Here is a 26,349-nt window from a genome sequence, read left to right on the forward strand (position 1 = left end):
CCGGACGGATGCATGCCGCAGTGTTGCGAAATGCCACTGCGATACGCCCGTCGTCTCCGTTGCAGCGCAATATGCGCCTGTTTTTTTCACGCGTCTTTTTAGCGTTTGCTGATTCTAGGCCCGCGCGTGAAGCCACCGCCAGCCCGATTATGACTTACCTGAAGAAACACCATGGGCGCTGGCGGATTTCGCAATTGCCCGTTGCGCAACGAAGCTGGCAGCATGGGGTCACACTAAAGGAAGGAGACGCCATGTCATATTTCGAACACTTGCCGGCCGTGCGTTATGAAGGCCCGGAGTCCGACAATCCTTTTGCTTTCCGTCATTACGATCGCGACAAGCTGGTCCTTGGCAAGCGGATGGAAGATCACTTGCGCCTCGCCGTCTGTTACTGGCATACGTTCGTATGGCCCGGCGTCGATATGTTCGGGCAGGGGACTTTTCACCGGCCGTGGCAGCAACCCGGCGACGCTATAGAACGCGCCCACGTGAAGGCTGACTCGGCGTTTGAATTCTTCTCGAAACTGGGCGCGCCGTATTACACCTTCCATGACACGGACGTGTCACCCGAAGGCGACAGCATCAAGCATTACGTCAACAACTTCAAAGGCGTCACGGACTATCTGGCGGCCAAGCAGGAACAAACCGGCATCAAGCTGCTGTGGGGCACGGCCAACCTGTTTTCGCACCCGCGTTACGCAGCGGGTGCCGCGACCAATCCGAACCCGGAAGTGTTTGCGTTCGCGGCCACGCAGGTGTTCCAGGCACTTGAAGCGACGCATCGGCTTGGCGGTGAAAACTATGTGTTGTGGGGCGGCCGCGAGGGTTACGACACGCTGCTGAACACCGATCTCAAGCGCGAACGCGATCAGCTTGGGCGCTTCCTCAACATGGTGGTGGAGCACAAGCACAAGACGGGTTTCAAAGGCGCGTTGCTGATCGAGCCCAAACCGCAGGAGCCGACCAAGCACCAGTACGACTACGACGTGGCGACGGTCCATGGTTTTCTCGCACAGTTCGGTTTGCAAAATGAAATCCGCGTGAACATCGAGGCGAATCATGCAACGCTCGCGGGGCATTCATTCCATCACGAGATTGCGACGGCGTACGCGCTTGGCATCTTCGGCAGTGTCGATGCGAATCGCGGCGATCCGCAGAATGGCTGGGACACCGACCAGTTCCCGAACAGCGTTGAAGAGCTGACGCTGGCGCTGTATGAAATCCTGCGGCACGGCGGCTTCAGCACCGGCGGCATGAACTTCGATGCGAAAGTGCGCCGCCAGAGCGTGGCGCCCGAGGACCTGTTCTTTGGGCATATAGGCGCGATCGACGTCATCGCCATCGCGCTCGAACGGGCAGCCACGCTGGTCGAAAACGACAAGCTCGCCGAATTCAAGACCCAGCGTTACGCGGGCTGGGACACGGAATTCGGCCGCAAGATCCTCTCGGGCGGTTACTCGCTGGAATCGCTCGCAATCGATGCGCTTGGACGTCGCGTTAACCCGCAGCATGTGAGCGGACAACAAGAGCAGCTCGAGAATATTGTGAACAGGGCTATTTATAAGTGATGCTGTTTCTTAGCAAAATAGCCAGGAAACCGCATCGAAAATCATTAAGCGGCCCGGCTGATTTCGCAATTGCGTTCAACGCGAATAAGGGTCCAAGCTAACGAAAAACCTGAGAGACCATCAACCGCAAAACCGACGACCACGAACATCGATTCGCGGCGCAAGCAGTAGATTCCGCCGACGTTTCCTCTCTCGCCTATGCGTTGCCTCGACCGGCCGCGCAGGGAAACGCATCGGCTAGTCAACCATAAAGAGGAGTGAGACATGAAGTCTGTAAAACGCCGCGCCGTACTCGGATCGCTAGTCTGTGGAGCGATGTTCGCCAGTTTGACCGTGCTTCCTACCTTGGCTCATGCGAGCAAGGACAAGCCTGAAATTGGTTTCTGTATTGACGATCTCCGGGTCGAGCGTTGGTCGCGCGACCGGGATTATTTCGTCGCTGCCGCCACGAAGCTGGGCGCCAAGGTGTCCGTGCAATCCGCCGACGCCAGCGAAGAACGGCAGATATCGCAGATTGAAAACCTGATCTCGCGGGGTGTCGATGTCATCGTGATCGTGCCGTTCAATTCGAAAACGCTAGGCAATGTAGTGGCCGAAGCGAAGAAGGCGGGCATCAAGGTGGTGTCGTACGATCGCCTGATCCTCGATGCCGATGTGGACGCCTACATTTCCTTCGATAACGAAAAGGTCGGTGAAATGCAGGCGCAAGGCGTGTTCAACGCGCAGCCCAAGGGTAACTACTTCATGCTCGGCGGCGCACCGACCGACAACAACGCGAAGATGCTGCGTGAAGGGCAATTGAAGATCCTGAAGCCGGCCATCGATCGCGGCGACATCAAGATTGTCGGCCAGCAATGGGTGCCGGAATGGAGCGCGGCAACCGCGCTGCGCATCACCGAAGACGCGCTGACCGCGAACAACAACAAGATCGACGCCATCGTGGCGTCCAATGACGGCACGGCCGGCGGCGCCATCCAGGCGCTGGCCGCGCAACACCTCGCGGGCAAGGTGCCTATCTCCGGCCAGGATGCCGACCTTGCAGCGGTCAAGCGGGTGGTGGACGGCACGCAGACCATGACCGTCTATAAGCCGCTGAAGCTGATTGCAGGCGAAGCGGCCAAACTGGCGGTGGACCTGGCGAAAGGGCAGCAACCGGCCTATAACGCGAAATACGACAACGGCATGAAGCAGGTCAACACCGTGTTGCTGCAGCCGACGCTCCTGACCAAGAGCAATGTCGATACCGTGGTGAAGGACGGCTTCTATACGCAGGCCCAGTTGGCAGGGAATTAACCACTCTGCCGCGTCATGCCGGGCGTGAGGGCCGCGGGGTTCAGGGGCCTTCACGCTGATTCACTGTCCAGGATAAAAACCGCATGGCAAACGCGCTGCTGGAAATGCACGGTATCGTCAAGACGTTTGGCGGTGTGAAGGCGCTCGATGGAATCGACCTCGTGGTCTCGCCCGGGGAATGCGTGGGTTTGTGCGGCGAGAATGGCGCAGGCAAATCGACGCTGATGAAGGTGCTGTCCGGCGTGTATCCGCACGGCACGTGGGAAGGAGAAATTCTCTGGGAAGGCAAGCCTTTACAGGCATCGACTATCCGCGAAACGGAGGACGCCGGCATTGTCATCATCCATCAGGAACTGATGCTGGTGCCGCAGTTATCGGTGGCGGAGAACATCTTCCTCGGCAACGAGATCACGCTAAGCGGCGGCCGGATGAACTACGCCGCCATGTATCAGCGTGCCGATGAACTGCTGCGCGGACTCAACATCAGCGGCATCAACGTGGCCCAGCCGGTGATGAATTACGGCGGCGGCCATCAGCAATTGATCGAGATCGCCAAGGCGTTGAACAAGCGCGCGAAGTTGCTGATCCTCGATGAACCTTCATCGTCACTGACCGCAAGCGAAATCCGCATCTTGCTGGACATCGTGCGCGACCTGAAGAAGCGCGGCGTGGCGTGCGTGTACATCTCGCACAAGCTCGACGAGGTGGAAGCCGTCTGCGACACCATCACCGTGATTCGCGACGGCAAGCACGTCGCCACGCAGCCGATGAAGGACCTGAGCACCGACAGCATCATTTCGATGATGGTCGGCCGGGAGATCAAGAACCTGTTCCCGCGTGAGCCGCATGACATTGGCGACGTGATCTTCGAGGCGCGCCACGTGACCTGTTTCGATGTGACCAACTCACGGCGCAAGCGCGTGGACGACGTCTCGTTTTCGCTGCGCAAGGGCGAGATTCTTGGCGTGGCAGGTCTCGTCGGCGCGGGGCGGACCGAACTGATGCAGGCGATCTTCGGCGCGTACCCGGGCATCAGCGAGGCAGAGGTTTATCTGAACGGCAAGCGCCTCAAGATCAAGACACCGGCCAATGCAATCGATGCCGGTATCGGCATGGTGCCTGAAGACCGCAAGCGTCACGGCATCGTGCCGCAACTGGGCGTCGGGCATAACATCACGCTCGCTGTGCTGAAGCGTTTTGCAAAAGGTGGCCGGATTGATTCCGCTGCCGAACTCGACACGATCCACACTGAGATGAAGCGGCTTTCCGTGCGCGCCGCCACGCCGATGTTGTCCATCGCCAGCCTCTCCGGCGGCAACCAGCAGAAGGCCGTGCTGACCAAGATGCTGCTGACCGACCCGGCAATCCTTATCCTCGATGAACCTACGCGAGGCGTTGATGTAGGCGCCAAGTTCGAGATCTACAAGCTCATGTTCGCGCTGGCCCGGCGCGGCGTGTCGATCATCGTGGTGTCGTCCGAGCTCAACGAAGTGCTCGGCGTGAGCGACCGCGTGCTGGTCATAGGCGAGGGCCAACTGCGTGGCGACTTCATCAACGAGGGGCTCACGCAGGAACATATCCTGGCGGCGGCCATCCGCGCGACCCCACAGACAAACTCTTTTCAAGCGAGCGTCGCATGACACCTGACGTCACCTCGTCGCCCAAACGCAGCGCCACCGGCGGCGCGAGCACCACCTCCAGCCAGCGCTTCAAGCAGCTTTTCACGCGATACAAATTGCTTGCGTTGCTGCTGGCGGTCACTGTCATCTGGATCTTCTTTTCGTTCCTCACCGATGGCGCGTTCGTCACGCCGCGCAACCTGTCGAACCTGCTGCGGCAGATGTCGATCACCGGCATGCTCGCGTGCGGCATGGTGTTCGTGATCATCTCGGGCGAGATCGATTTGTCGGTTGGATCGCTGCTCGGATTGCTCGGCGGCGTGGCCGCCATTCTGGATGTCTCGCATCACTGGCCGATCCAGTTCACCGTGCCGGCGGTGATGCTGCTTGGTATCGCGATCGGCATGTTCAATGGCTGGTGGTCGACTTACCTGCGGGTGCCGTCCTTTATCGTCGGGCTGGGCGGCATGCTCGCGTATCGGGGTGTGCTGCTTGGCGTGACCGGCGGTTCAACTATCGCGCCGGTCTCCAGCAACCTGGTGTTCATCGGCCAGGGATATTTGCCTCGCATGGCGGGCAATGCGCTTGCAGTCGTACTGTTCGCATTGCTGGTCGCGTTGACCGTGCGGCAACGGCAGAACCGCCTGCGTTACAACTTGCCAGTTGTGCCGCTGTGGCAGGACGGCGTGAAGATCGTGGCGGCGGGGCTGGTGCTGGTGGCGTTCGTGATGACGCTGAATCAGTATGGCGGTATTCCCGTACCTGTATTGCTGCTGCTGGCGTTGCTCGGTATTTTCACCTATATCGCGACGCAGACCGTGTTCGGCCGGCGCATTTATGCGGTTGGTTCAAACCTCGAAGCGACCCGTTTGTCGGGCGTGAATACGAACCGCGTGAAGCTGATGATCTTTGCGCTGATGGGCCTGATGTGCGCGCTTGCTGGACTGGTCAACACGGCGCGGCTGGCAGCCGGTTCGCCATCGGCGGGAACGATGGGCGAGCTTGACGCCATTGCCGCATGCTTTATTGGCGGGACGTCCATGCGAGGTGGATCGGGGACCGTCTATGGCGCATTGATCGGTGCGCTGGTCATGGCGAGCCTGGACAACGGCATGTCGATGCTCGATGTCGATTCGTATTGGCAGATGATCGTGAAAGGCGGCATTCTTGTGCTCGCGGTATGGATCGATGTCGTGTCGGGATCCAATCAGCGTTAGTGTCAGCGTCAGGGTCAGGGTTTCCTCGGACGGTGCTTCGGGCGCTCTAGTGTCATAAAACTAGGCGCATAATCCGAGCACCGAACGCGAAAGATCCGGGAGACGACATGCTGACCAAGAGCGAAGAACGCGTTGCGCACCTTCTCACCGATGTAGTCGACTTTGCACGGGGACGGCTTCCAGAGCCCGCGTTCAATGTCGTTGAACCACTCCTCACCCACTACTACGAGCTTGCGGACCCCGAAGACGTCCAGAGCCGCGATATAGCCGATCTCTACGGCGCGGCCATGGCGCACTGGCAGACGGCGCAAAAATTCACCACGGGCCGCGAGGTCCTGCGGGTATACAACCCCAACCTCGAGCAACACGGCTGGCATTCCGATCACACGGTGGTCGAGATCGTCAATGACGACATGCCGTTCCTCGTCGACTCGGTCACCATGGCGGTCAACCGCCTGGGTCTCGCGATGCACTCCGCGATACACCCGGTGTTCCGCGTCTCCCGCGACGCGAGCGGGGCGATCACGCGTATTGCGCTGGGTCATGTCGACGGCGCCGATCCGCAATCGCGTCTCGAATCGTATATTCACTTTGAAGTCGACCGATGCGGCGAAGCAGCAAAGCTGGATGAGCTGCGCAGTGACATCGCCCGGGTGCTCGGCGACGTACGGGCTTCCGTGGAGGACTGGCCGAAGATCGTCGAGGTCGCGCGGGCGACCATAGGTGAAATGAAAGCGCGCGAGACGAGCGCCGATGGAGTGGAAGCACGCGCGTTCCTGGAGTGGATGGTGGCGGATCATTTCACCTTCCTCGGGCACCGCGACTACGAACTCATTACGCAAGATAGCGGCTTTGCGCTTCGCGGCGTGCCAGGCTCCGGCGCAGGACTGTTGCGTGAAAGCCTGCGTCCGGCCTCAGCCGATAACATCACGCCATTGCCCCCGGCCGCGGCGGCCATCATCAACGGATCAGCGCCGATTTTCCTCACCAAGGCCAATTCACGGGCGACCGTGCACAGGCCGGGGTATCTGGACTACGTTGGCGTAAAGCGCGTCGGCGCGGATGGCAAGGTGATCGGGGAGCGGCGCTTTATTGGCCTGTACACGTCCACCGCCTATCTGGTTCCCACGTCCGAGATCCCGATCGTGCGGCGCAAATGCGCGAACATCATCAGGCGTGCAGGCTTTCTCGCGAAGGGGCATCTGCATAAGTCGCTCGTGACCGTGCTCGAACAATATCCGCGCGAAGAACTTTTCGAGGCCGACGAGGACGACCTGTTCGATATCGCGCTCGGCGTGCTGCGTTTGCAGGAGCATCAGCGCACGCGCCTGTTCGTGCGGCGCGACCGGTTCGACCGCTTTGTCTCATGCCTCGTATTCGTGCCGCGCGACAAATTCAATACGGACCTGCGCAAACGCATCGCGAAGGTCCTCATGGAGGCGTTCAACGGCAAGAGCATCGAGTTCACGCCGCTGTTGTCCGAGTCTCCGCTCGCGCGCATCGCTATCACGGTGCGCTCGGACAAAGGCACGATACCCGAGGCCGATACGCGCGAACTCGAGCAACGCATCGTGCAAGTCGCGCGCCGCTGGCAGGACGATCTCGCGGATGCGCTGATCGACAGCTTCGGCGAAGAGCAGGGCAACCGGCTCTTGAATCGATACGCGGATTCGTTCCCGGCGGGGTATCGCGAGGATTATCCGGCACGTACTGCGGTGCGCGATATCGAATTGATCGAGCAGACGCAGGTGAGGGCGGGCGGGCTCGCAATGAGCCTTTACAGGCCGATTGAAGCCGGGCGGCGGGCGTTTCGCTTCAAGGTGTACAGAGTGGGCGACCCGATCGCGCTGTCGCATAGCCTGCCGATGCTGGAGCATCTTGGCGTGCGCGTGGATGAAGAACGGCCTTATCGCATTGAACCGCTCGGTGCGCCGCATGCGTGGATACATGACTTCGGGCTTGAGCTTGCCGACGACGTTGAATTCGACATCGACCGCGTCAAGGAATTGTTCGAGAACGCGTTCGCAAGCGTCTGGACCGGCGAAGTCGAGAACGACGGCTTCAACCGGCTGGTCCTGCGCGCGCAACTCGGCGCCCGCGACGTCACGATCCTGCGGGCCTATGCGAAGTACCTGCGGCAGGTCGGATCTACCTTCAGCGACGCCTACATAGAACGCGCGCTGACGGGCAATCCAGCGATCGCGCGCAAGTTGCTGGAACTGTTCCTGGTGCGCTTCAATCCAGCGCTTCCCGGCGTGGTCAGTGATAACCCTCAAAGCCGTGAGCTTCGCGACACCCGCACGCAGCATGTTCTGGCCGAAATAGAAACCGCGCTCGACAACGTACCCAACCTCGACGAAGACCGCATCCTGCGGCAATTCCTAGGCGTCATCAACGCGACTGTACGAACCAATCACTTTCGTAAGGATGACGAAGGTAAGTCCAAATGTTATCTGTCATTCAAACTCGATCCGTCGATGGTGCCGGGCTTGCCCGAACCCAAGCCAATGTTCGAGATCTGGGTCTATGCGCCGCGCGTGGAGGGCGTGCATCTGCGAGGCGGCAAGGTGGCGCGCGGTGGCTTGCGCTGGTCGGACCGTCGCGAAGATTTTCGTACTGAAGTGCTCGGCCTGATGAAGGCGCAGATGGTGAAGAACACCGTGATCGTGCCGGTTGGATCGAAGGGCGGCTTCGTGGTGAAGAACCCGCCACCAGTCACGGACCGCGAGGCGTTCGCGCGGGAAGGCGTGGCGTGCTACCAGATGTTCCTGCGCGGCCTGCTCGACGTGACCGACAACCGCGTGGCCGGCGTCATCGTGCCGCCGCCGGATACAGTGCGCCATGATCCCGACGACCCTTATCTCGTTGTCGCCGCCGACAAAGGCACGGCCACGTTCTCGGACTATGCGAACGCCATTGCGCACGAATACGGCTTCTGGCTCGACGACGCGTTCGCGTCAGGCGGTTCGGTGGGCTACGACCACAAGCGGATGGCGATCACCGCACGCGGCGCGTGGGAATCGGTCAAGCGCCATTCGCGCGAGATGGGCGTGGATACGCAGACGATGGACTTCACCGTGGTCGGTATCGGCGATATGTCGGGTGATGTGTTCGGCAACGGCATGCTGCTGTCGCGTCATATCCGCCTGATCGCGGCGTTCGATCATCGCCATATCTTCCTCGATCCGAACCCCGACACCGCCGCGAGTTTCAACGAACGCGAGCGGCTGTTCGCGCTGCCGCGATCGAGCTGGGCAGACTACGACGCCACGCTGATTTCAGCCGGAGGCGGAATCTTCCCGCGCACGGCGAAAACGATCGCGTTGTCGGCGCAGGTCCAGGCCGCGCTCGGCGTGACAGCCGCGACGCTGGCACCGAACGAGCTGATCCGCGCGATCCTGCTGGCGGATGTGCATCTGATTTACAACGGCGGCGTGGGCACCTATGTGAAGTCGACGCGCGAGACGCCTGCCCAGGTCGGTGACCGCACCAATGACCCCGTACGCGTCAACGGTGCCGAACTGCGCTGCAAGGTACTCGCCGAAGGCGGCAATCTTGGCGTGACGCAGCTCGGCCGGATCGAATACGCACAGCACGGCGGGCGCATCAACACTGACGCCATTGACAACTCCGCAGGCGTCGATTGCTCGGACCACGAGGTGAACATCAAGATCCTGCTGGGCCTGGTGGTGGCCGACGGCGAGATGACTGAAAAGCAGCGTAACGCGCTGCTGGCCGAGATGACCGATGAAGTCGGCCTGCTCGTGCTGAAGGACAACTACGCGCAGACGCAGGCGCTATCGATTGCGAACCGCTACGTGGCCGAGATGCTCGACGGTGAGGCGCGGCTCATGCGCTGGCTCGAACGCGCAGGGCGCTTGAAACGCAAGATCGAATTCCTGCCGTCCGATGAAGACATCGCCGAGCGTCAGGCGGCCAAGCTTGGGCTCACGTCGCCCGAGCGCGCGGTGCTGCTGGCTTACAGCAAGATGTGGCTCTACGACGAACTGCTCGCCTCCAACGTTCCCGAGGACGTGCTTGTTGCGGGCATGCTGCCTGACTATTTCCCGCTGCCCCTGCAGGCGCGCTACAGCGAACCGATGCAGCGCCATCCGCTCAGGCGCGAAATCCTCGCCACGCACCTGACGAACGCGTTGATCAACCGGGTCGGCAGCACCTTCGTGCATCGCCTGATGGAGGAAACCGATGCGTGTCCGAGCGAGATCGTGCGTGCCTGCATCATGGCGCGCGATGTGTTCGACCTGAACGAGGTCTGGCGCAATATCGACGCGCTCGACAATCGCGTGGCGGACGAAGTGCAAGCCCGGATGTTCGTCGATGTCGTGCGTTTGCTGGAGGGTGCGACGCTCTGGTTCCTGCGCCATTTGAAGGTTTCGACGGAGGACGCGAGTCTTGCGGCCGAACGTGTCGCGCGTTGCCGTGAAGCGGCGCAAAGGCTCGCGCCGCAGTTGCCGCGTCTGTTGCCTGCGGACGAACTCGATGGCTGGACCGAACGGCGTCGCGTGCTGGAGGAGGCCGGGGTTGAAGCTCCGCTGGCGGCGCTGGTGGCGAGCGGCGAGTTATCGACTGCGGTGCTGGATAGCGCTGAAGTTGCAGCAAGCTGCGACCGTAGCCTTGAGACAGTCGCGAGCGTTTATTTCGCTATAGGCACGCTGTTGAACTACAGCTGGATCGCCGAGCGCGCGATGGCGTTGCCTGCTTCCACCCACTGGGACCTGCTGGCGCGGGCGGCTGCGTTGGAAGAACTGGCGCGCCTGAAGCGTGCGTTGACGATCAGTGCGCTGGAGCAAACACGCGATGCCGATACACCTGAAGTGATCGTTGAAAACTGGCGTTGCAGACGGGAAGCCGCGGTCGAGCGTTACGGGCGTTTGCTGGCGGAATTGCGTGCGACAACGGGCGCGAGTCTTTCGATGCTGCTCGTTGTGGTTCGGGAGATAGCGACGCTGGAACGTGCGTAGCTGCATGGGCTGGAGTCATATGGACATGACTCCAGCCCGGCGATCAAAATCAAACCGTCCAGTCCAGGATCACCTTGCCGCTCTGGCCTGACAGCATGGTCGCGAACGCTTCTTCGTAGTCGTCCACGGCGAAGCTGTGCGTGAGGATGGGGGAGAGATCGAGTCCGCTTTGCAGCATGGCGACCATCTTGTACCAGGTCTCGAACATCTCGCGGCCATAGATGCCCTTGATCTCCAGTCCTTTAAAGATCACCTGGGTCCAGTCGATCGCCATGTGTGCGGGCGGGATGCCGAGCAATGCCACCTTGCCGCCGTGATTCATCGCTTCGAGCAAGCCCGTGAACGCGCTCGGCACGCCGGACATTTCCAGCCCCACGTCGAAGCCCTCCGTCATGTGCAGCTCGGCCATCACGTCGCGCAATGACGTCTCCGATACGTTCACCGCACGCGTCGCGCCCATCTTGCGCGCAAGCTCCAGCCGGTAGTCGTTCACATCGGTGATCACTACGTTGCGCGCGCCAACATGTTTGGCGATTGCCACGGCCATGATTCCGATGGGCCCGGCGCCTGTAATCAGCACGTCCTCGCCGACGAGATTGAACGACAGCGCGGTATGCGTCGCGTTGCCGAACGGATCGAAGATAGCGGCGAGATCGTCGGAAATTTCCGGCGGGATCTTGAACGCATTGAAGGCTGGAATGACGAGAAATTCGGCGAATGCGCCAGGACGATTGACCCCCACGCCCACGGTATTGCGGCACAGATGGCGGCGTCCCGCGCGACAATTTCTGCAGAACCCGCAGGTGATATGACCTTCACCCGACACGCGGTCGCCGATCGCGAAACCACGCACTTCCTGCCCCATCTCGACAATCTCGCCCACGTATTCGTGACCCACATGCATGGGCACGGGAATCGTCTTCTGCGCCCACTCGTCCCATTTCCAGATATGGATGTCGGTGCCGCAGATCGCCGTACGCGTGATGCGGATCATCACATCGTTATGACCGACTTCGGGCTTCTTTACGCGTGTCAGCGTCAGTCCAGGGCCGCGTTCCAGCTTTGCAAGTGCTTTCATGATGGTTCCGATTTGTCCCGATGCTTCAGATGATGCCCAGTGAACGGCCGACGCGCGCAAACGCATCGACCGCGCGATCGATCTGCGCCGGCGTATGCGCGGCGCTCATCTGCGTGCGGATACGGGCGCGGCCTTTCGGCACCACGGGGAACGAAAAGCCAATGACGTAGACGCCTTCCTGCAACAACGCGTCCGCCATGCGCGACGCCACTTGTGCATCACCCAGCATCACGGGAATGATCGGATGTTCGCCTGGCACGAGCGTGAAACCGAGCTTGCTCATGGCGTCGCGGAAATGGGCGCCGTTGGCGCGCACGCTGGCGCGCAGTTGGGCGCCTTCGTCGCTCGCCAGCAGTTCGAGCACCTTGAGCGTGGCGGCGGCAATGCTGGGTGCGAGCGAATTCGAGAACAGATACGGGCGCGAGCGCTGCCGCAGCAACTCCACGATCTCGCGACGCGCGGCCACGTAACCACCGGACGCGCCGCCGAGCGCCTTGCCCAATGTGCCGGTGATGATGTCGATACGAGAGAGTACGCCGCAGTGCTCCGGCGTACCGCGACCGTGCTCGCCGATAAAACCCACCGCGTGCGAGTCGTCGACCATGACGAGCGCACCATATCGATCGGCGAGGTCGCAGATGCCCGCGAGATTCGCGATGATGCCGTCCATCGAAAACACGCCGTCGGTGGCGATCAGCTTGAAACGCGCGCCGGCTGCATCCGCTTCGCGCAGCTTCGTTTCAAGGTCCGCGAGATCATTGTTCTTGTAGCGGTACCGTTTTGCCTTCGACAAACGCACGCCGTCGATAATGCTCGCGTGATTGAGTTCGTCACTGATGATGGCGTCGGATTCGTCGAGCAAGGTTTCGAACAGGCCGCCGTTTGCATCGAAACAACTTGAGTACAGGATGCAGTCATCGGTCTGAAGGAAGGTGGCGAGCGCTTGCTCGAGTTCCTTGTGGACGGTCTGCGTACCGCAGATAAACCGCACTGACGCCATGCCGAAACCATCGTGGTCAAGGCCCGTTTTGGCGGCTTCGATCAGGCGGGCATCGTTGGCGAGACCGAGGTAATTATTGGCGCAGAAGTTCAGCATGTCGCCGCCGCCCGCGAGCTGGATATCGGCCGATTGCGGACTCGAGATCACGCGCTCGGTCTTGTAAAAACCGTCGGCGCGAATCTGGTCGAGGGTGCTGCGCACATGCGCAAGATAAGAATCATGCATGGATCATGCTCCTGAGTGATACGAAGACAGCGCACGGCGATGCCGTTTCGATGCCGCAGTTGCCAGTATGAAGGAAAATGCCATTTGCGCGAACGTCCGGCGAGTCCGGGGACACATTCACCCGCGGCAATCACTCCAGCGCGACCCCGCGCAGCTCCGGAATCAGAAAGAGTGTTGCGAGCAGATCGAGAATATAGATCGACGCCAGCAACGCGATTGCCGTGCCGAACGAGTAATGCGTGGCGAGCGCTCCGATCACGAGCGGACCGAAACCGCCTACCGCGCGCCCGATGCTCCACAGCACGTTTTGTGCGGTGCTTCGAGCGTGAGTGGGGTAGAGCTCGGCCATCAGCGCGCCGTAGCCGCCCATCATCCCGTTCACGAACAAGCCCATGAAAATGCCTCCGATCAGCAGCGCATCCGGGGTGCTGAGCGTCGAGTAGACGAACACCATGACCAGCGCGCCGGCCTGATACCCGATGAAGGTTGGCTTGCGTCCTATCCGGTCCGCAAGCTGGCCGAAGATCCAGATGCCGGCGAGCATGCCGAGGATCGATGCGCCGGTCCAGATGGCGGACTTGGTGAGCGTGTAGCCGAACATCTTCGAAAGGTAAGCCGGCATCCAGACGATCAGCCCGTAGTAGCCGAAGTTCTGTACCGAGCAAAGGATGATTACGCCAATGCTGTGCTTGGTCGTGGTCTTGTCGCGGAACAAGGTCTTGATCGGGAACTCGCGTTTCTTCGTGGCATTCGTGGCATTCGTGGCATTCGTGCGCACGAACAGTTCGGATTCGCCGATAGCCTTGCGAATCACAAAAGACCCCACGGCCGGAAACAGGCCGACGACGAACATGCCACGCCAGCCGATATGCGGCAGCAGCAGCGGCGTGACCACGGCCGCCGCGAGGACGCCCAGTTGCCAGCCCATGCCGACATACGACGACACGCGCCCGCGCTGGTCTGCCGGCCACGCTTCGATGGCAAGCGCCATGCCGATACCAAACTCCCCGCCTAGCCCGATGCCTGCCACAAACCGGTAAACAAGCAGGTCGGCATAACCCGTTGCGAGCGCGCAGAGGCCGGTGAAGAGCGCGAACAGCAGGATGGTGTAGGTCAGCACGCGAACGCGGCCGAGGTAGTCGCTCAGTATGCCGAAGCCTACGCCGCCCACGACCCCGCCGGTGAGCGTCCACGTGACCAGCGATCCCGCTTGGGCACTCGTCAGGCCCAGGTCGGCGGAAATCAGGTTCAGCATGAAGCCGAGGATGAGCAGGTCGAATCCGTCCATCGCGTAGCCTGAAACGGCTGCGATCAACGCGCGAACGGGGCTGTGCGTGCCGACCGTGTCAGGCGCGCTGCCGTGGGTCGGGACATCGAGCGAATCGACGCGGTCTTGCTTGTGGCTTGTCATGAAGAATGGGCTCCGTGCGAATGGCAGTGGCCTTGCCAATGCACTCTGGTGTCGAGCCAGGTCTGATCGAGGCAGCGGCGTGCCTGCGCCGGTCCGCTCGATGAACAACCCTTGAACTCGAAGCCTGTGTGAGCCCGTGATGATACAGCGCGGCGTGCACGATCAAAAAAGGTCGATCGGCCCATGGTATTCGGTCGATCGCTCATGCCAGATCCCATGCAGGCACGGGGCGTTTGCTTGAGCGCGCCCGTGCCGCATTGCAAGACCGGGTCTTACTTCACCACCACCTTCACGTCGAAGTACTTCGACCCCAGCTTGTCGATGGTGCCATCCGCCTTCAGATCCGTGAGCGCCTGATCGAGGGCATCCTTCAGCGCATGGTTGTTCTTGGCCACGCCGAAACCCACCCCCGCGCCCAGCAGTTTCTGATCAGCCACGGCGGGTCCCGCGAACGCGAAGCCCGCCCCCTGCGGGGTCTTCAGGAAGCCCTTCGACGCCGCTTCCGCATCCTGGAATGCTGCATCCAGACGGCCCGCTGCGAGATCCGCATACACCTGGTCCTGGGCCTGGTACGACACCACGTCGATACCGGCCGTCGCCCACTTGGCCTTCGCGTAGGTTTCCTGGATCGAGCCTTGCAGCACGCCGACGTGCGCGCCCTTCAGGCCCTCGACCGTGGGCAGGATCTTGCTGCCTTTCTTCGCGATGAGCTGATTCGGGATCGCGTAGATGGGGTTCGTGAAGTTGACGGCCGCCTTGCGCTGGTCGGTGATGGTCATGTCCGAGTTGATCGCGTCGAACTTGCGAGCCTGCAAGGCGGGGATGAGGCCATCGAACGAGTTCTCGACCCAGACGCATTTGACCTTGAGCTTCGCGCATACCGCGTTACCGACATCGATGTCGAAACCAACCAGCTCGCCGCTTGGCGACTTCGATTCGAACGGCGCATACGACGCCTCGACGCCAAAGCGAATTTCCTTGAGATCGGCCGCATGCGCGCCTGATGCGGCGAATGAGGCGGCGAATACCGTGGTGGCGGCGAGCGCGAAAGCGGCGACCTTGTGATCCATCCAATAAACGTTCTTCAATGCATACCTCTGAGGAGTGGGGCGGTGATTTTAATCGTACGAGCGGTCAGTACCGGCGAACGCGAGATGAGGGCCATGCGCAGACCAGCAAAAGGGACTTCAAACAGGCTCACGCGATGAACCGAGCAACGCGCCGCCACGCGGTTCATCGGGTGCCTGTCCGCTGTGCTTTTCGATCCAGTTGCGGCGTTCTTCGCGGGGTGTCACGCCGAAGCGGTCGCGGTACGCGTTGGAGAAATGCGCCGCCGATGCGAACCCGCACGCGAGGCTGATCTGCACGACCGACTTGCTGGTGCGCTGCAATTGCGTGCGTGCCTTGGTCAGGCGCAGGTTGACGTAGTACTTTGATGGCATTGCGCCGAGGTACTGTCGGAACAGGCGCTCGAGCTGACGTCGGGAGATGCCGACAAGCCCGGCGATTTCATCGGTGGCGAGTGGGTCTTCAATGTTCGCTTCCATCAGTTGCAGTGCGTCATTGAGCTTCGGATGGCGTTCACCTGGCGCGGTCACGAATGGAATGCGCTGGCGTTCTTCGCCTGAGCGCAATACGCCGATGCCCAGCGAATCGGCGATCCGTTCCGCCAGATCCGCGCCCTGGTCGCGCGCGATCATTGCAAGCATGAAGTCGACAGTAGCCTGTCCACCGGTACAGGTCGAACGATCGCGGTCGATTTCGAATATCTGTTGCGTGACGATCGAACGTTCGAACTCCTCGGCGAACTGCTGGTAGGTTTCCCAGTTCACTGCCACGCGGTATGCGCTCAACTGGCCCGCCATCGCAAGCCACCAGACGCCGTGGTGGATGCCCGTCACGCGCGGCGTGCGGCTGCCCACGCGTGCGAGGCTTTGCAGGAAGAGGCGGTAGTCGGCGAATTGCTGATAGCGCTCGCTGAGCACGATGAGCCAGTCGCAACTGACGGCGTCGCCGAACGCGGTATCGGCGTGGAGCTGCGCGCCGCCGGCGAATGTCAGGGGGCGGCCGTCCCATGAGCAGATTTGCCAGTTGTAGAGGGCGTGACCGTCGATTTCGTTCGCGAGACGCAGACTGTCGAGGATCATGCCTACGCCGCTCATGGAGCAGGGTGGCAGGACCACGACTGCGACCTTGAGTGGTTTGGCTCCCGGGGCGGGGTTATCGCTCGCGCTCATGTTTGGAATTGGTTTTCGTTCGCACTCGGGGGTGGGTTGGTGGGGGGGCGTTTGGGTGTTAGCGGTCGGGGTCAGTGCTCAGGTTGCCAGGTTCTAGGGTTAGCGGTCGGAGTCGATGCCGGGTTGCTGCTGCTTGGCTTAGTGGTCTGCTTAGGTTGACTAATTTCTTTATCACTTTTAGCCACTGCGCGTGGCGGCGCGTCATTTCTTTGTCCAAAGCGACAAAGAAACGAAGCAAAGAAAACGCTTTCAAAACGAGGGCTCATAAGTTGACCTAGCGTGCAGCCTCCACGTTTTTGGCACCCCAAAAGCACGGTGCTCGCAAGAGCGACGGATGTGTGAAACCCTCCTTCTCCGAACACCGATACCCACACGCTTCGCCACCAGTGACTGAACCTGCCCAAGGTACACCCCGCGCTATCCGCGAAAAACCGTCCACCAAATTAGTATGCATCCCGAACCACGTCGCCAACCCACCAAGAAACTAAGCCAAACAGGACCATGAGGCCCTACCAACAAAAACAACCGCGCCGGCCAGGCAACCAACCCACGAAGATCCGCAACGGTAAACACGCGTGATGCCGTGCGGGTTTCTTGGCAAGGGTGCTTGCCCGAGAGCGTACGGGGCGAAGCGTGTGCGTGTAAGAATTCGCGAGAAGGAGGGGTTCAAACATCCGTTGCTCTTGCGAGCACCGTGCTTTTGGGGTGCCAAAAACGTGGAAACTGCACGCTGGGTCAACTTACGAGCCCGCGTTTTGAAAGCGCTTTCTTTGCTTCGTTTCTTTGTCGCTAAGGACCAAGAAATGACGCGCCGCCACGCGCAGTGGCTAATAGTGATAAAGAAAATAGCTCACCCACGCAGACCACTAACTCCGAAAGCAGCAACCCGGCATTGACTCCGACCGCTAACGCAGGAACCTGGCAACCCGGCACTGACCCCAACGCCACCCCCACCAACCAAACACCGCCCCCGACCAACCCCAAGTGCGAACGACCCTACTTAAGACTCCCAGAGAGAAACTGCCTCAACCGCTCACTCTTCGGCGCGGTGAGCACCTCCGCCGGTGCACCTTCTTCCTCAGTGCGCCCCTGATGCAGGAACATCACATGATTCGAGACATTCCTCGCAAAGCCCATCTCATGCGTGACCACAATCATCGTGCGGCCCTCTTCAGCAAGCTTCTGCATCACCTTCAGCACTTCGCCAACCAGTTCCGGATCGAGCGCCGAAGTCGGTTCGTCGAACAGCATCACGTCGGGATGCATCGCCAACGCGCGCGCAATGGCCACGCGCTGCTGCTGCCCGCCAGACATATGCGAAGGATATTGCTTCTCGATGCGAGGCGCGAGACCCACTTTCTCAAGGTACATCCGTGCACGCTCCTCAGCTTCCTTCTTCGAGAGACCAAGCACATGTCGCGGCGCTTCCATCACGTTTTCGATAGCGGTCATATGCGACCACAAGTTGAAGTGCTGGAACACCATCGCGAGTTTCGTCCGTACACGCTGCAACTGCTTGCGGTCGGCCACCTCATAGTTACCCGCGCGGTCGGTCTTGACCAGCACCGTCTCGCCATCCACCTCGATCTGCCCCGCGTTCGGCCGCTCAAGGAAGTTGATGCAGCGCAAGAACGTGCTCTTGCCCGAACCGCTCGCACCAATGATGCTGATGACGTCGCCCGCGCGCGCGGAAAGCGACACGCCCTTGAGCACCTCATTGTCGCCGTAGCGCTTGTGAATGTCCTGCGCGCCCAGTTTTGTCGCGGCATCTTTGGCGGTTGGCTCCAACTCATACTCCCGGGGTGGTTGACTGAACTGCGGTTTAGACCAGGATGATGCTCTGGCTGCGAGATTCTAAGCGACGACCATCAACGACGGCTCGTGCCCAGATAACCAAGCCAGTGCTTTTCTGCGCGCCGGAACGCACCGATCAACACGAACGACACGGCCAAATAGATCAGCGCCGCAAGCCCGAACGACTCGAACGATTGATAGGTTGCCGAGTTGGCGTCGCGTGCGACCTTCAGGATGTCCGGTACGGTTGCGGTAAACGCAACCGTCGTGGCGTGCAGCATCAGGATCACTTCGTTACTGTACAGCGGCAGCGCTCGCCGCAACGCGGACGGCAGGATCACGCGCCGGTACACCGTGAAGGTGCTCATGCCATACGCGCGTGCCGCCTCCACTTCGCCGTACGGAGTCGAGCGGATCGCACCGGCGAAAATCTCGGTGGTGTACGCGCAGGTATTGAGCGCGAAGGCCAGGATCGCGCAGTTGAAACCGCTGCGAAAGAAGGCTTCGAGCAGCGACTGCGAACGCACGAATTCGAGACCGTACACGCCGGTATAGAGCAGCAGCAACTGCACGTAGAGCGGCGTGCCGCGAAACACGTAAGTGTAGATGCGCACGGGCGTCGCGAGCCAGCGGTTCTTCGATACACGGGCACACGCAAGCGGAACCGCCGCGATAAAGCCAAGCGCAAGCGCGCTCGCCAGAAGCCACAAGGTCACCACGAGACCCGAGGCGCGCATGCCATCGGAGTAAAGAAACGGGCGCCAGTAATCGGCAAGTATCTGGATCATGATGGTCGCTTTTCCTTTTTTGCTGAGAGCTGGCTGAGAGCGCACTGAGCGCTAGCTTAGAGGTCGGCGTGCCGCACGCCCGTGGAATAGCGGCGTTCGAGATACAGCAGAACGATGTTCGAGACAGTCGTGATCGCGAGATAGGCAGCGGCTGCAACCATGATGAAGAAAAACATCTTGTAGGTGCTTTTGCCGGCGTCTTGCGCAGCCTTGACGATATCGGCGAGACCGATAATCGACACCAGCGCCGTCGCCTTGATCATCACCTGCCAGTTGTTGCCGATGCCCGGCAGCGCGAAGCGCATCATCTGCGGAAACAGGATACGCACGAACACGCGCACGCCGCTCATGCCGTAAGCGCTGCCGGCTTCCAGCTGGCCGCGCGGCACCGCGAGAAACGCGCCGCGAAAAGTCTCGGTGAAATAAGCGCCGTAGATGAAGCCAAGCGTCAGCACGCCGGCTGTGAAGGGATCGATGTCGAATTGCTCCAGGCCGAACGCATCGGTCAGGTTGTTGACCGCGATCTGGATGCTGTAGAAAAGCAGCAGCATCAGGACCAGGTCGGGCACCGCGCGGATCAGCGTGGTGTAGGCGGTGGCGACGCCGCGCGTGACGCGGTTGCCCGATAGCTTGGCGCTCGCACCGGCGAGCCCGAGCAGGATGGATACCGCGAGCGACAGGACCGCGAGCGCAATCGTCTGTTTCGCGCCCGCCAGCAGCAGTGGACCATAGCCGTATAGGAACAAGTGCATGTCTCCGTCGGTTGAAGGGATCGTGTGGACACGCGCCTTATGACGGCGGTGCTGTCCGGACGACTGGCGCCGATAGTCACCGGCGAAAATTAATTGCTCAAACGCGGTGAGGGTGTTTTATTGCGCCGCAACAAACGCGCCGATCGATGCGGGTTGCGAACAATGCTCCCCGGGGCAGGGGCTTCGGTTGCGTTGCGACTTCCCTATGACCTGTCGCGCGACGTCGGCCGACGAGCGGAATCCACAGGTTTTGCGTCGCTTTTTCGATAGAAACAAAGCGGCTGGAAAAGCGCATCGGCAGGGCTGGGGCGTGAAAATCCACCGGTTCGATCCTGCGCAGATGGAAGCTCGATGACGCCGGTGCGTCCTGCAATCGAATGGATCAACGCGCGCGCGTGTCCGGCCATGTATCGCCGGTGAAGAAGGGCAGAAAAATCAAAGCGTTCCGTTCAGAGCACGTGCAACAGCCTGAGGCCATACGCGCCATGAAACCAGACATGGTCGACAGCCAAGGCCGCCGCGATCCATGCCGCACCGACGATCAACGCGTCGCATCGACCGCTGTTCCACCAGTTCAGCGAGTGTCGCGAGACGAGCCAGGGCACGCCGAGCGGGTTGGGCCAGTCGGCGAAGAGATGCATCAGGCCGCCGCAGGCGAAGCCGAAACTGACGGCGGCCCATGGGTGGACGCCGAGCAAGTGGTAGGAAACCGCGAGCAGTGCAACCCAGCCGACACCCCAATGCGTGAGCGTGCGGTGCGTGATCCATAACCTTCTCGCCCGCGTCCACCACGCCACTTCGAGCCAGTCCGGTGCGGTGCCGCCAAACACGCCCGCCCAAAAGCTCAGAATCCCCAAAACGTGATACGGACCGGCTGCGCCGGCTTTGCTGACCACCGCAGCAGCAATAAGACCTGCTGCCCACCCGGTCGCGTGATGCGCGTTGCTCGAAGCCATGAAGAAATGCCGCGTCTGGCGAATGAAATGAAGTCGCGCATGTTGACACAATCGCTGCGTATTGTGCGCATTGACCAGAGAGGCTGCAGGCACGCTCCAGTGTTCGCGGATGGGTTGTTGACGCGCCGGAAAGAGGGCGAGCGAGCAGCGCCGGCACGTCGTTATGGTTCGCCGCTCGCGTCCGCGTTCGGTCGCAAGGCAAGGGGGCAGGGGCAGGCGCGCGATTTGCTGCATGACGATATCGCCACCTTCTACCAAAGCCATGTCCCGTTTTGTCCTGACCGCCGTTTCCTTACTTGGCATCCTGCTGAGCAGTACGGCGTTTGCCGCGACCCGCGATGAGCAGACGGCAGCCTGCAAAGGCGACGCGATTCGCTACTGCGCAGCGGAGATTCCGAACGAGCAAAAAATCACCGTCTGCATGAAGGCGCATGTTCAGCAACTCAGTCCTGACTGCAAGGCGATGTTCAAGCAACCTGCGGCGAGCAAACACAAGAAGGTGCTCAAGCCCGCATGAAGAAGGAGCAATGATGCTGACGCAGACGATCGAAACGGTTCTTGCGTTGTTGTCTCCAGGTTTTATCCACCTGTCGGCGCTGACACCGGTAAGTGTCGCGCACGGGTTCGGATCGGTACTGGGGATTTTGGCCGGCATCGCGATTCCGTTAGGCACGGCGATGACGACCCGCAAGCAGTTCGAAAGGCTTTAAAAACTGACTGGTTGAGGGGCAAGGACCGAGGGGTCCGTTTGACATTGCCTGTACGATGCACCCGGCACGGGCCTCCGTTTGCCGGACGTTTCCCGGTAACCTTCGAGGTGCGCTGACTGCGCCGACACGAGCAGCGCTCGATTTTCATCGATCACCGGGAGAAGGGTTTGGATTTTCTACAACGGGAAGCCTTGACTGCGGCGTTGCAGGAGCAGAGCGTCGCAATGGCCGTGTTTGTCACGGGCAAAAACGTGGCGTCCCCATGGGGTATTGCGACCGGGATGGCGGATGCGTCCACCGGCAGGCCACTGACCATCGATACACCGCTGCGGGTCGCGAGCAATACCAAGACCTTCGTAGCCGCGACGGTGCTGCGCTTGTGGGAGCAGGGAGCGATCGTCCTCGATGCGCCCATTGCGCCGCTGCTTACGCCAGCGCTTGAGCGCTTGCTGACGTCCCGCGGATACCTCACCGACAAGATCACGGTGCGCCATCTCCTGAGCCATAGCGCTGGCGTATTCGATCACGCCGACGATCCGCGTTATTTCAAGGCGGTGCTCGCTGATCCCACACATCATTGGACCCGTGAGGAGCAAGTCGGCCTTTCCTGTTACTGCTCAGAGCCCACCAACGAGCCTGGCCAGGAGTACCTGTATTCCGATACCGGCTACGTTCTGCTGGGCGACATCATCGAGCGCGTGACGCAAGCGCCGCTCGCGCAGAGCGTGCGGCATCAGTTGCGTCTTGACGAGCGTGGGCTCTCATCGACATGGTGGGAAATGGTCGAGTCTCAACCCGCGGGGACGCAGGCACGCGCGCGCCAATTCCTCGACGACGCGGCCGCAACCGATGTCACCGATGTCAGCGCAACACTCGATCTTTATGGCGGCGGCGGACTGGTCATGTCGGTCCGTGATCTTGCTACGTTCCAGCAAGACCTCTTCGAGCACCGCGTATTCGACGATCCCGCCACGCTTGCCGAGATGCTGCGCCAAGGTGACCATGAGGGCGCTGAAGAATATCGGCTGGGTATGGCGGCGAAGCGTCTGAGCGGACGGGAGTGTTTTTCGCACACGGGGTACTGGGGAACCGCGGTTTATTACTCACCGGATGCAGGTGTGTCGATTGCAGGCTTTACCACCCACCGTGCCGGGCGGCCCGCGCTCATCGCGCTTTTGGAGGACGCGGTGAGGGCGGCTGGGGAAGGGGCCGGCGGTTAAGTTTGGAAGGGCGGGACAACATGCCGATGGGCATCGATGCATTGAGTCCTGCTCATGGCAGTGTCGCGACCTTCGGCGCAGCGAGTTCACGAAGACTTGCCGTCAACGTCTCGATGATGACTTCCCGCAACCGCGCTGCGGCCGGCTGCAATGATCGTCCACCGTCATGCAGCGAGACGCTCAATGTAGGGGGCGCGACCGCATGGTGTGATCCGCATCAGCCTGCCGAGGTGCGCTTGATATAGCGGCGATACTGCGGCTCCCACATATAGTCCGCGATGCGCGCATCGATAGCCGACTCATCGCTAACCGTGGCAACGCCGTCCAGTTGCGCCTGCCGGGCAACCGCCTTCGCCACCGAAATTGCCACATCGCGCAACTGGCTAACTCTCGGCAAGAGCCTTCCTTTCGGGTCGGTTACTGTCGGCGACAGGGCAGCCACCGCCTTGCCAGCCACCATGAACATGGCATCTGTCACCCGGTTTGCCCCCACGGCCAGGATACCGAGGCCCATGCCTGGGAAGATGTAAGAGTTGTTCGTCTGGTTGTTGGCTATTTCCACACCGTTCCAGACAACGGGTTTGAACGGGCTGCCTGTGCCAACCAGCGCGCGGCCGTCCGTCCAGGCGACGAGTTGCTCAAGCGTGGCCTCGCTGCGCGATGTCGGGTTCGAGAGCGGGAAAATGACCGGCTTCTCGACATGCTGCGCCATCAGACGGATGGCTTCTTCCGTGAACGCGCCAAACTGACCCGACACGCCGATCAGCACCGTCGGGTGCGCATTCGCCACCACATCGAACAGCCCGATCTTGCCTGGCGACTGCGTCTTCCAGCCGGCAACGGCAGCCTGGCTCTGCACGAACGGTCTCTGCCACGGAGTGATCCCAGGCATCCCGTCGACCAGAAGCCCGTCGCGATCAATCGCATAGAAGCGGCTTTGCGCCTCTGCTTCGCTGGCGCCTGCTTCGATCATGGCCCGCAGCACGAGCGAGACGATGCCACAGCCAGCGGAACCGGCGCCGAGCAGGGCGACGCGCTGCTCGGTCAGCGGTATTCCCGTGACGTTGATGGCCGCCAGCAGCGTTGCCAGCGCGACTGAAGCGGTACTTTGAATATCGTCATTGAACGTGCAGAGCCGGTCGCGATAGCGTTCAAGCAACTGTCCGGCATGGCCTCCGGCAAAGTCTTCCCACTGGAGAAGCACGTCCGGCCAACGCTCGACCACAGCGGTGACGAACTCTTCGACGAATTCATCGTACTCGGCCCCGGTGACGCGCTCGTGCCGCCATCCCACGTAAAGCGGGTCGTTGAGACGCTCCTGGTTATTGGTGCCGACATCGAGCAAGATTGGCAGTGTCTCTTCCGGATGAATGCCGGCGCAACCCACGTACAGGGCCAATTTGCCGATCGAGATTCCCATCCCGCCGGCACCCTGATCACCCAGCCCAAGAATCCTTTCGCCATCGGTCACCACGATGGCGCGAACTCGATCGAAGCTCTTGTCGGCAAAGATTTCGCGGATACGGTGCTTATTGGCATAGCTTAGAAATAATCCGCGGGGCTTGCGCCAGATTTCGCTGAAGCGCTGGCATCCCTCGCCGACGGTCGGCGTATAGACAATCGGCAACAACTCTTCGAGGTTGTTGACGAGCACCGAATAGAAGAGCGTCTCATTGGTATCCTGCAAGTCCCGGAGAAACGCGTAGCGTTCGAAGTCGGTTTCGAAGCCGCGCAGCACCTTGATCCGTCGCGCTGCCTGGTCTTCCAGAGTACCGATGTGCGGCGGAAGCAGTCCATGCAGGTGGAACAGATCGCGTTCCTCTTCCGTAAAGGCCGTTCCCTTGTTAAGTCCAGGCTGGTTGATCAGGTCGTAGCTCATCAGTTCCGTCGCAATTGGATTCGCTACATCAACTATTTTTTCCATGACGATTTCCTAAATAAGGTCAGAGCAGTTCGCTTTGGATCCTGGTGCGAAAAATATCGATACCAAATGGCTGGATTGTCTATATGGACTCTGCGATAACTTCGCGGCAATCGGCGGGAGCTCAGCGCCCGCTAGCTAGAGAACAAGCCGATGAGTATTGCTTCTGTCCCGATCCCCAAAATCGTGCTTAGCAAAATTGTTGAAGTCGCGTCAGCGGTGTAGGTCTTGTTCTTTAAGGCGAACATGGCGGCTGCAGTCGCAGTCGGAACCGCTCCGGTGATGATGGCCTGGTGGGCGGAATTTCCCGTTACCTTGAAGAGGTACACGCCTAGCAGCATCAACGCCGGCATAAAGAAATTCTTTATGCCGATGTTGGTGAAGACATTGAGGTTGATCTGGAATTTCTCTCCGTAGAGCATCAAGCCAAGTGCGAACAGCGAGACGCCACCCGATGACTTGCCGATCAAGTCCACTGATGTAAGTACGGGCGTCGGGAGCGTCACGCGGCAGAAGCTCAGGACGACACCGAGGATTGGCAGAAAGACAATGGGATTGGTAGCCGCACCTTGAAGGGCATGGCCCAGGACATGCAAGGTGTCCTTCCAGCCGTGCCCTTCGTCCTGCTTGTCCGAAATACGCGTCAAGACTATGGTCAAGGGCAACATGATGATACTGGTGACCAGGTTGCCGACAAGCACCACCAGAAACCCTGCCGGACCGAACATGGCTGCCAGGATGGGCGCACCAAAATACGCCATGTCAGGATATCCGCACACCAGTGCCTGCATGGTGGCAGTCCGCAGGTCATGCTTGAACACAAAGCGGCCCACCGCCAGGGCAATCAAATAGCTGCCCATCAATCCAAATGTGAGACATAGCATCAGTCTTACATCAATTATCTTATCCGCCGGCGTGGTCGCCGCCGCGTAAAACAGCGCGAACGGTAATGCAAAACGGATAACCAGCGTTGCCAGCACACCGGCATCCTCATGCTTCAGGAGACCGATCCTGGCCGAGAACCATCCGAGAATGATGACGAATGCAACCGGCAAGAGTCCGTTAAGGATCGTTTCAATCACGGGATCGACCTTTTTAGTCTGGAGGCCAGTTCAAAGAACCCTGAGGGGCGCTTGATTTCTCGGTGAGCGGTTAAGCTTCGACGTCGGGAGAACGGATGCCAAGGGATGGTAATGCCGATCTATGACAATGAATGGTAGACACTGATCGGACCTTGACTGCCGCCTAAGCCGTGGCGCAAGAAGAATCGAGGCCGCTTGTCCGAATCGGATCGGGCGGCGCTCAGCGGCATCCTGCATGCATTCAAGTCACGGCTTCGCAGCAATCACTTCCCAATCAGTCAGGTCTTCGATTCGTTCGCGACCGTAGGCGACGGCTTCGCGACTGGCACAAAACCCGCGCACACGGACCGGTTGCCCGAACTGCTACTAATGAGCGATAGCAGCGGAGTGACGCCCGCGGGAATCCGTCGAGGTAAGCATTTCGTCAATTCCCGGTGTGTCGACGAGTTCGGCGCTTAATTTACGTCGTTGTTTCCCGCCGCGGTATTACATATTC

20 protein-coding genes are annotated in these 26,349 nt (G+C 60.5%); 9 read left to right on the plus strand and 11 right to left on the minus strand.

Annotated elements, in window-relative coordinates; translation table 11 throughout:
• The first annotated feature begins 251 nt into the window (after window positions 1-251).
• The 5 genes from xylA to ACSOSP_RS39835 all read left to right on the plus strand — a co-directional run bounded on the left by xylA (window position 252) and on the right by ACSOSP_RS39835 (window position 10,679).
• Window positions 252-1,568 (plus strand): xylose isomerase, encoded by a 1,317-nt coding sequence (xylA, locus tag ACSOSP_RS39815; protein WP_031361119.1) that lies wholly within the window; start codon window positions 252-254, stop codon window positions 1,566-1,568.
• 264 nt (window positions 1,569-1,832) lie between these two features.
• Window positions 1,833-2,861: a D-xylose ABC transporter substrate-binding protein gene (gene xylF / locus ACSOSP_RS39820; protein WP_455314498.1), complete on the plus strand. Its 1,029-nt coding sequence runs from the start codon at window positions 1,833-1,835 to the stop codon at window positions 2,859-2,861.
• A gap of 83 nt (window positions 2,862-2,944) precedes the next feature.
• Window positions 2,945-4,501 (plus strand): D-xylose ABC transporter ATP-binding protein, encoded by a 1,557-nt coding sequence (xylG, locus tag ACSOSP_RS39825; protein WP_455314499.1) that lies wholly within the window; start codon window positions 2,945-2,947, stop codon window positions 4,499-4,501.
• The gene (locus tag ACSOSP_RS39830) at window positions 4,498-5,697 is read left to right on the plus strand and encodes a sugar ABC transporter permease (RefSeq protein WP_455314500.1); all 1,200 of its coding nucleotides are present in this window, start codon (window positions 4,498-4,500) and stop codon (window positions 5,695-5,697) included. The genes xylG and ACSOSP_RS39830 overlap by 4 nt, the downstream gene beginning before the upstream one ends.
• 107 nt (window positions 5,698-5,804) lie before the next feature.
• Window positions 5,805-10,679 (plus strand): NAD-glutamate dehydrogenase, encoded by a 4,875-nt coding sequence (locus ACSOSP_RS39835; protein WP_455314501.1) that lies wholly within the window; start codon window positions 5,805-5,807, stop codon window positions 10,677-10,679.
• Between the two features lie 49 nt (window positions 10,680-10,728).
• Here ACSOSP_RS39835 and tdh read toward each other — a convergent pair whose 3' ends face one another.
• From tdh to ACSOSP_RS39880, 9 genes are all read right to left on the minus strand, one after another.
• Complete coding sequence (tdh, locus tag ACSOSP_RS39840) at window positions 10,729-11,757, minus strand: L-threonine 3-dehydrogenase (protein ID WP_158934887.1); 1,029 nt, start codon at window positions 11,755-11,757, stop codon at window positions 10,729-10,731.
• 25 nt (window positions 11,758-11,782) lie between these two features.
• Window positions 11,783-12,982 carry a glycine C-acetyltransferase gene (locus tag ACSOSP_RS39845; protein WP_455314502.1) on the minus strand — a complete coding sequence of 400 codons (1,200 nt, stop codon included), beginning with the start codon at window positions 12,980-12,982 and terminating at the stop codon, window positions 11,783-11,785.
• A 130-nt stretch (window positions 12,983-13,112) separates the two neighbouring features.
• Entirely contained in the window at window positions 13,113-14,393 is a 1,281-nt protein-coding gene (locus ACSOSP_RS39850; protein ID WP_455314503.1) for an MFS transporter, read from the minus strand.
• A 272-nt stretch (window positions 14,394-14,665) separates the two neighbouring features.
• A complete protein-coding gene (locus ACSOSP_RS39855) occupies window positions 14,666-15,463 on the minus strand; it encodes an ABC transporter substrate-binding protein (RefSeq protein WP_455315386.1) in 798 nt (265 codons plus the stop codon).
• A gap of 117 nt (window positions 15,464-15,580) precedes the next feature.
• On the minus strand, window positions 15,581-16,630 hold the full coding sequence (locus tag ACSOSP_RS39860) for a GlxA family transcriptional regulator (RefSeq protein WP_455314504.1): 1,050 nt from the start codon (window positions 16,628-16,630) through the stop codon (window positions 15,581-15,583).
• A gap of 996 nt (window positions 16,631-17,626) precedes the next feature.
• Window positions 17,627-18,418, minus strand: a complete 792-nt coding sequence (locus tag ACSOSP_RS39865) for an ABC transporter ATP-binding protein (protein WP_455314505.1) — start codon at window positions 18,416-18,418, stop codon at window positions 17,627-17,629.
• 80 nt (window positions 18,419-18,498) lie between these two features.
• Window positions 18,499-19,212 (minus strand): ABC transporter permease, encoded by a 714-nt coding sequence (locus ACSOSP_RS39870; protein ID WP_455314506.1) that lies wholly within the window; start codon window positions 19,210-19,212, stop codon window positions 18,499-18,501.
• Window positions 19,213-19,268: 56 nt separating this feature from the next.
• Entirely contained in the window at window positions 19,269-19,958 is a 690-nt protein-coding gene (locus ACSOSP_RS39875; RefSeq protein ID WP_455315387.1) for an ABC transporter permease, read from the minus strand.
• A 455-nt stretch (window positions 19,959-20,413) separates the two neighbouring features.
• Entirely contained in the window at window positions 20,414-20,920 is a 507-nt protein-coding gene (locus tag ACSOSP_RS39880; RefSeq protein WP_455315388.1) for a metal-dependent hydrolase, read from the minus strand.
• A 262-nt stretch (window positions 20,921-21,182) separates the two neighbouring features.
• Here ACSOSP_RS39880 and ACSOSP_RS39885 point away from each other — a divergent pair, with 262 nt between their 5' ends.
• From ACSOSP_RS39885 to ACSOSP_RS39895, 3 genes are all read left to right on the plus strand, one after another.
• Complete coding sequence (locus tag ACSOSP_RS39885) at window positions 21,183-21,437, plus strand: hypothetical protein (RefSeq protein ID WP_455314507.1); 255 nt, start codon at window positions 21,183-21,185, stop codon at window positions 21,435-21,437.
• A 10-nt stretch (window positions 21,438-21,447) separates the two neighbouring features.
• Window positions 21,448-21,630 carry a hypothetical protein gene (locus ACSOSP_RS39890; protein WP_455314508.1) on the plus strand — a complete coding sequence of 61 codons (183 nt, stop codon included), beginning with the start codon at window positions 21,448-21,450 and terminating at the stop codon, window positions 21,628-21,630.
• A gap of 167 nt (window positions 21,631-21,797) precedes the next feature.
• Window positions 21,798-22,850 carry a serine hydrolase domain-containing protein gene (locus tag ACSOSP_RS39895; protein ID WP_455314509.1) on the plus strand — a complete coding sequence of 351 codons (1,053 nt, stop codon included), beginning with the start codon at window positions 21,798-21,800 and terminating at the stop codon, window positions 22,848-22,850.
• 217 nt (window positions 22,851-23,067) lie between these two features.
• Here the strand turns inward: ACSOSP_RS39895 and ACSOSP_RS39900 are convergent, their stop codons facing one another.
• Window positions 23,068-24,729, minus strand: coding sequence for an NAD-dependent malic enzyme (locus ACSOSP_RS39900; protein WP_455314510.1), 1,662 nt, complete (start codon window positions 24,727-24,729; stop codon window positions 23,068-23,070).
• 176 nt (window positions 24,730-24,905) lie between these two features.
• Window positions 24,906-25,853, minus strand: coding sequence for an AEC family transporter (locus tag ACSOSP_RS39905; protein ID WP_455314511.1), 948 nt, complete (start codon window positions 25,851-25,853; stop codon window positions 24,906-24,908).
• Window positions 25,854-26,048: 195 nt separating this feature from the next.
• Between ACSOSP_RS39905 and ACSOSP_RS39910 the strand changes: the two genes are divergently transcribed.
• Window positions 26,049-26,312: a hypothetical protein gene (locus tag ACSOSP_RS39910; RefSeq protein ID WP_455314512.1), complete on the plus strand. Its 264-nt coding sequence runs from the start codon at window positions 26,049-26,051 to the stop codon at window positions 26,310-26,312.
• Window positions 26,313-26,349 lie beyond the last annotated feature (37 nt).

The organism is Caballeronia sp. KNU42 (assembly GCF_053760385.1).

What these genes read in the sequence shown, in the direction of transcription:
- xylA (WP_031361119.1), top strand. Translation starts at nt 252, where the DNA reads ATGTCATATTTCGAACACTTGCCGGCCGTGCGTTATGAAGGCCCGGAG.
- xylF (WP_455314498.1), top strand. Translation starts at nt 1,833, where the DNA reads ATGAAGTCTGTAAAACGCCGCGCCGTACTCGGATCGCTAGTCTGTGGA.
- xylG (WP_455314499.1), top strand. Translation starts at nt 2,945, where the DNA reads ATGGCAAACGCGCTGCTGGAAATGCACGGTATCGTCAAGACGTTTGGC.
- ACSOSP_RS39830 (WP_455314500.1), top strand. Translation starts at nt 4,498, where the DNA reads ATGACACCTGACGTCACCTCGTCGCCCAAACGCAGCGCCACCGGCGGC.
- ACSOSP_RS39835 (WP_455314501.1), top strand. Translation starts at nt 5,805, where the DNA reads ATGCTGACCAAGAGCGAAGAACGCGTTGCGCACCTTCTCACCGATGTA.
- tdh (WP_158934887.1), bottom strand. Translation starts at nt 11,757, where the DNA reads ATGAAAGCACTTGCAAAGCTGGAACGCGGCCCTGGACTGACGCTGACA.
- ACSOSP_RS39845 (WP_455314502.1), bottom strand. Translation starts at nt 12,982, where the DNA reads ATGCATGATTCTTATCTTGCGCATGTGCGCAGCACCCTCGACCAGATT.
- ACSOSP_RS39850 (WP_455314503.1), bottom strand. Translation starts at nt 14,393, where the DNA reads ATGACAAGCCACAAGCAAGACCGCGTCGATTCGCTCGATGTCCCGACC.
- ACSOSP_RS39855 (WP_455315386.1), bottom strand. Translation starts at nt 15,463, where the DNA reads ATGGATCACAAGGTCGCCGCTTTCGCGCTCGCCGCCACCACGGTATTC.
- ACSOSP_RS39860 (WP_455314504.1), bottom strand. Translation starts at nt 16,630, where the DNA reads ATGAGCGCGAGCGATAACCCCGCCCCGGGAGCCAAACCACTCAAGGTC.
- ACSOSP_RS39870 (WP_455314506.1), bottom strand. Translation starts at nt 19,212, where the DNA reads ATGATCCAGATACTTGCCGATTACTGGCGCCCGTTTCTTTACTCCGAT.
- ACSOSP_RS39880 (WP_455315388.1), bottom strand. Translation starts at nt 20,920, where the DNA reads ATGGCTTCGAGCAACGCGCATCACGCGACCGGGTGGGCAGCAGGTCTT.
- ACSOSP_RS39885 (WP_455314507.1), top strand. Translation starts at nt 21,183, where the DNA reads ATGTCCCGTTTTGTCCTGACCGCCGTTTCCTTACTTGGCATCCTGCTG.
- ACSOSP_RS39890 (WP_455314508.1), top strand. Translation starts at nt 21,448, where the DNA reads ATGATGCTGACGCAGACGATCGAAACGGTTCTTGCGTTGTTGTCTCCA.
- ACSOSP_RS39900 (WP_455314510.1), bottom strand. Translation starts at nt 24,729, where the DNA reads ATGAGCTACGACCTGATCAACCAGCCTGGACTTAACAAGGGAACGGCC.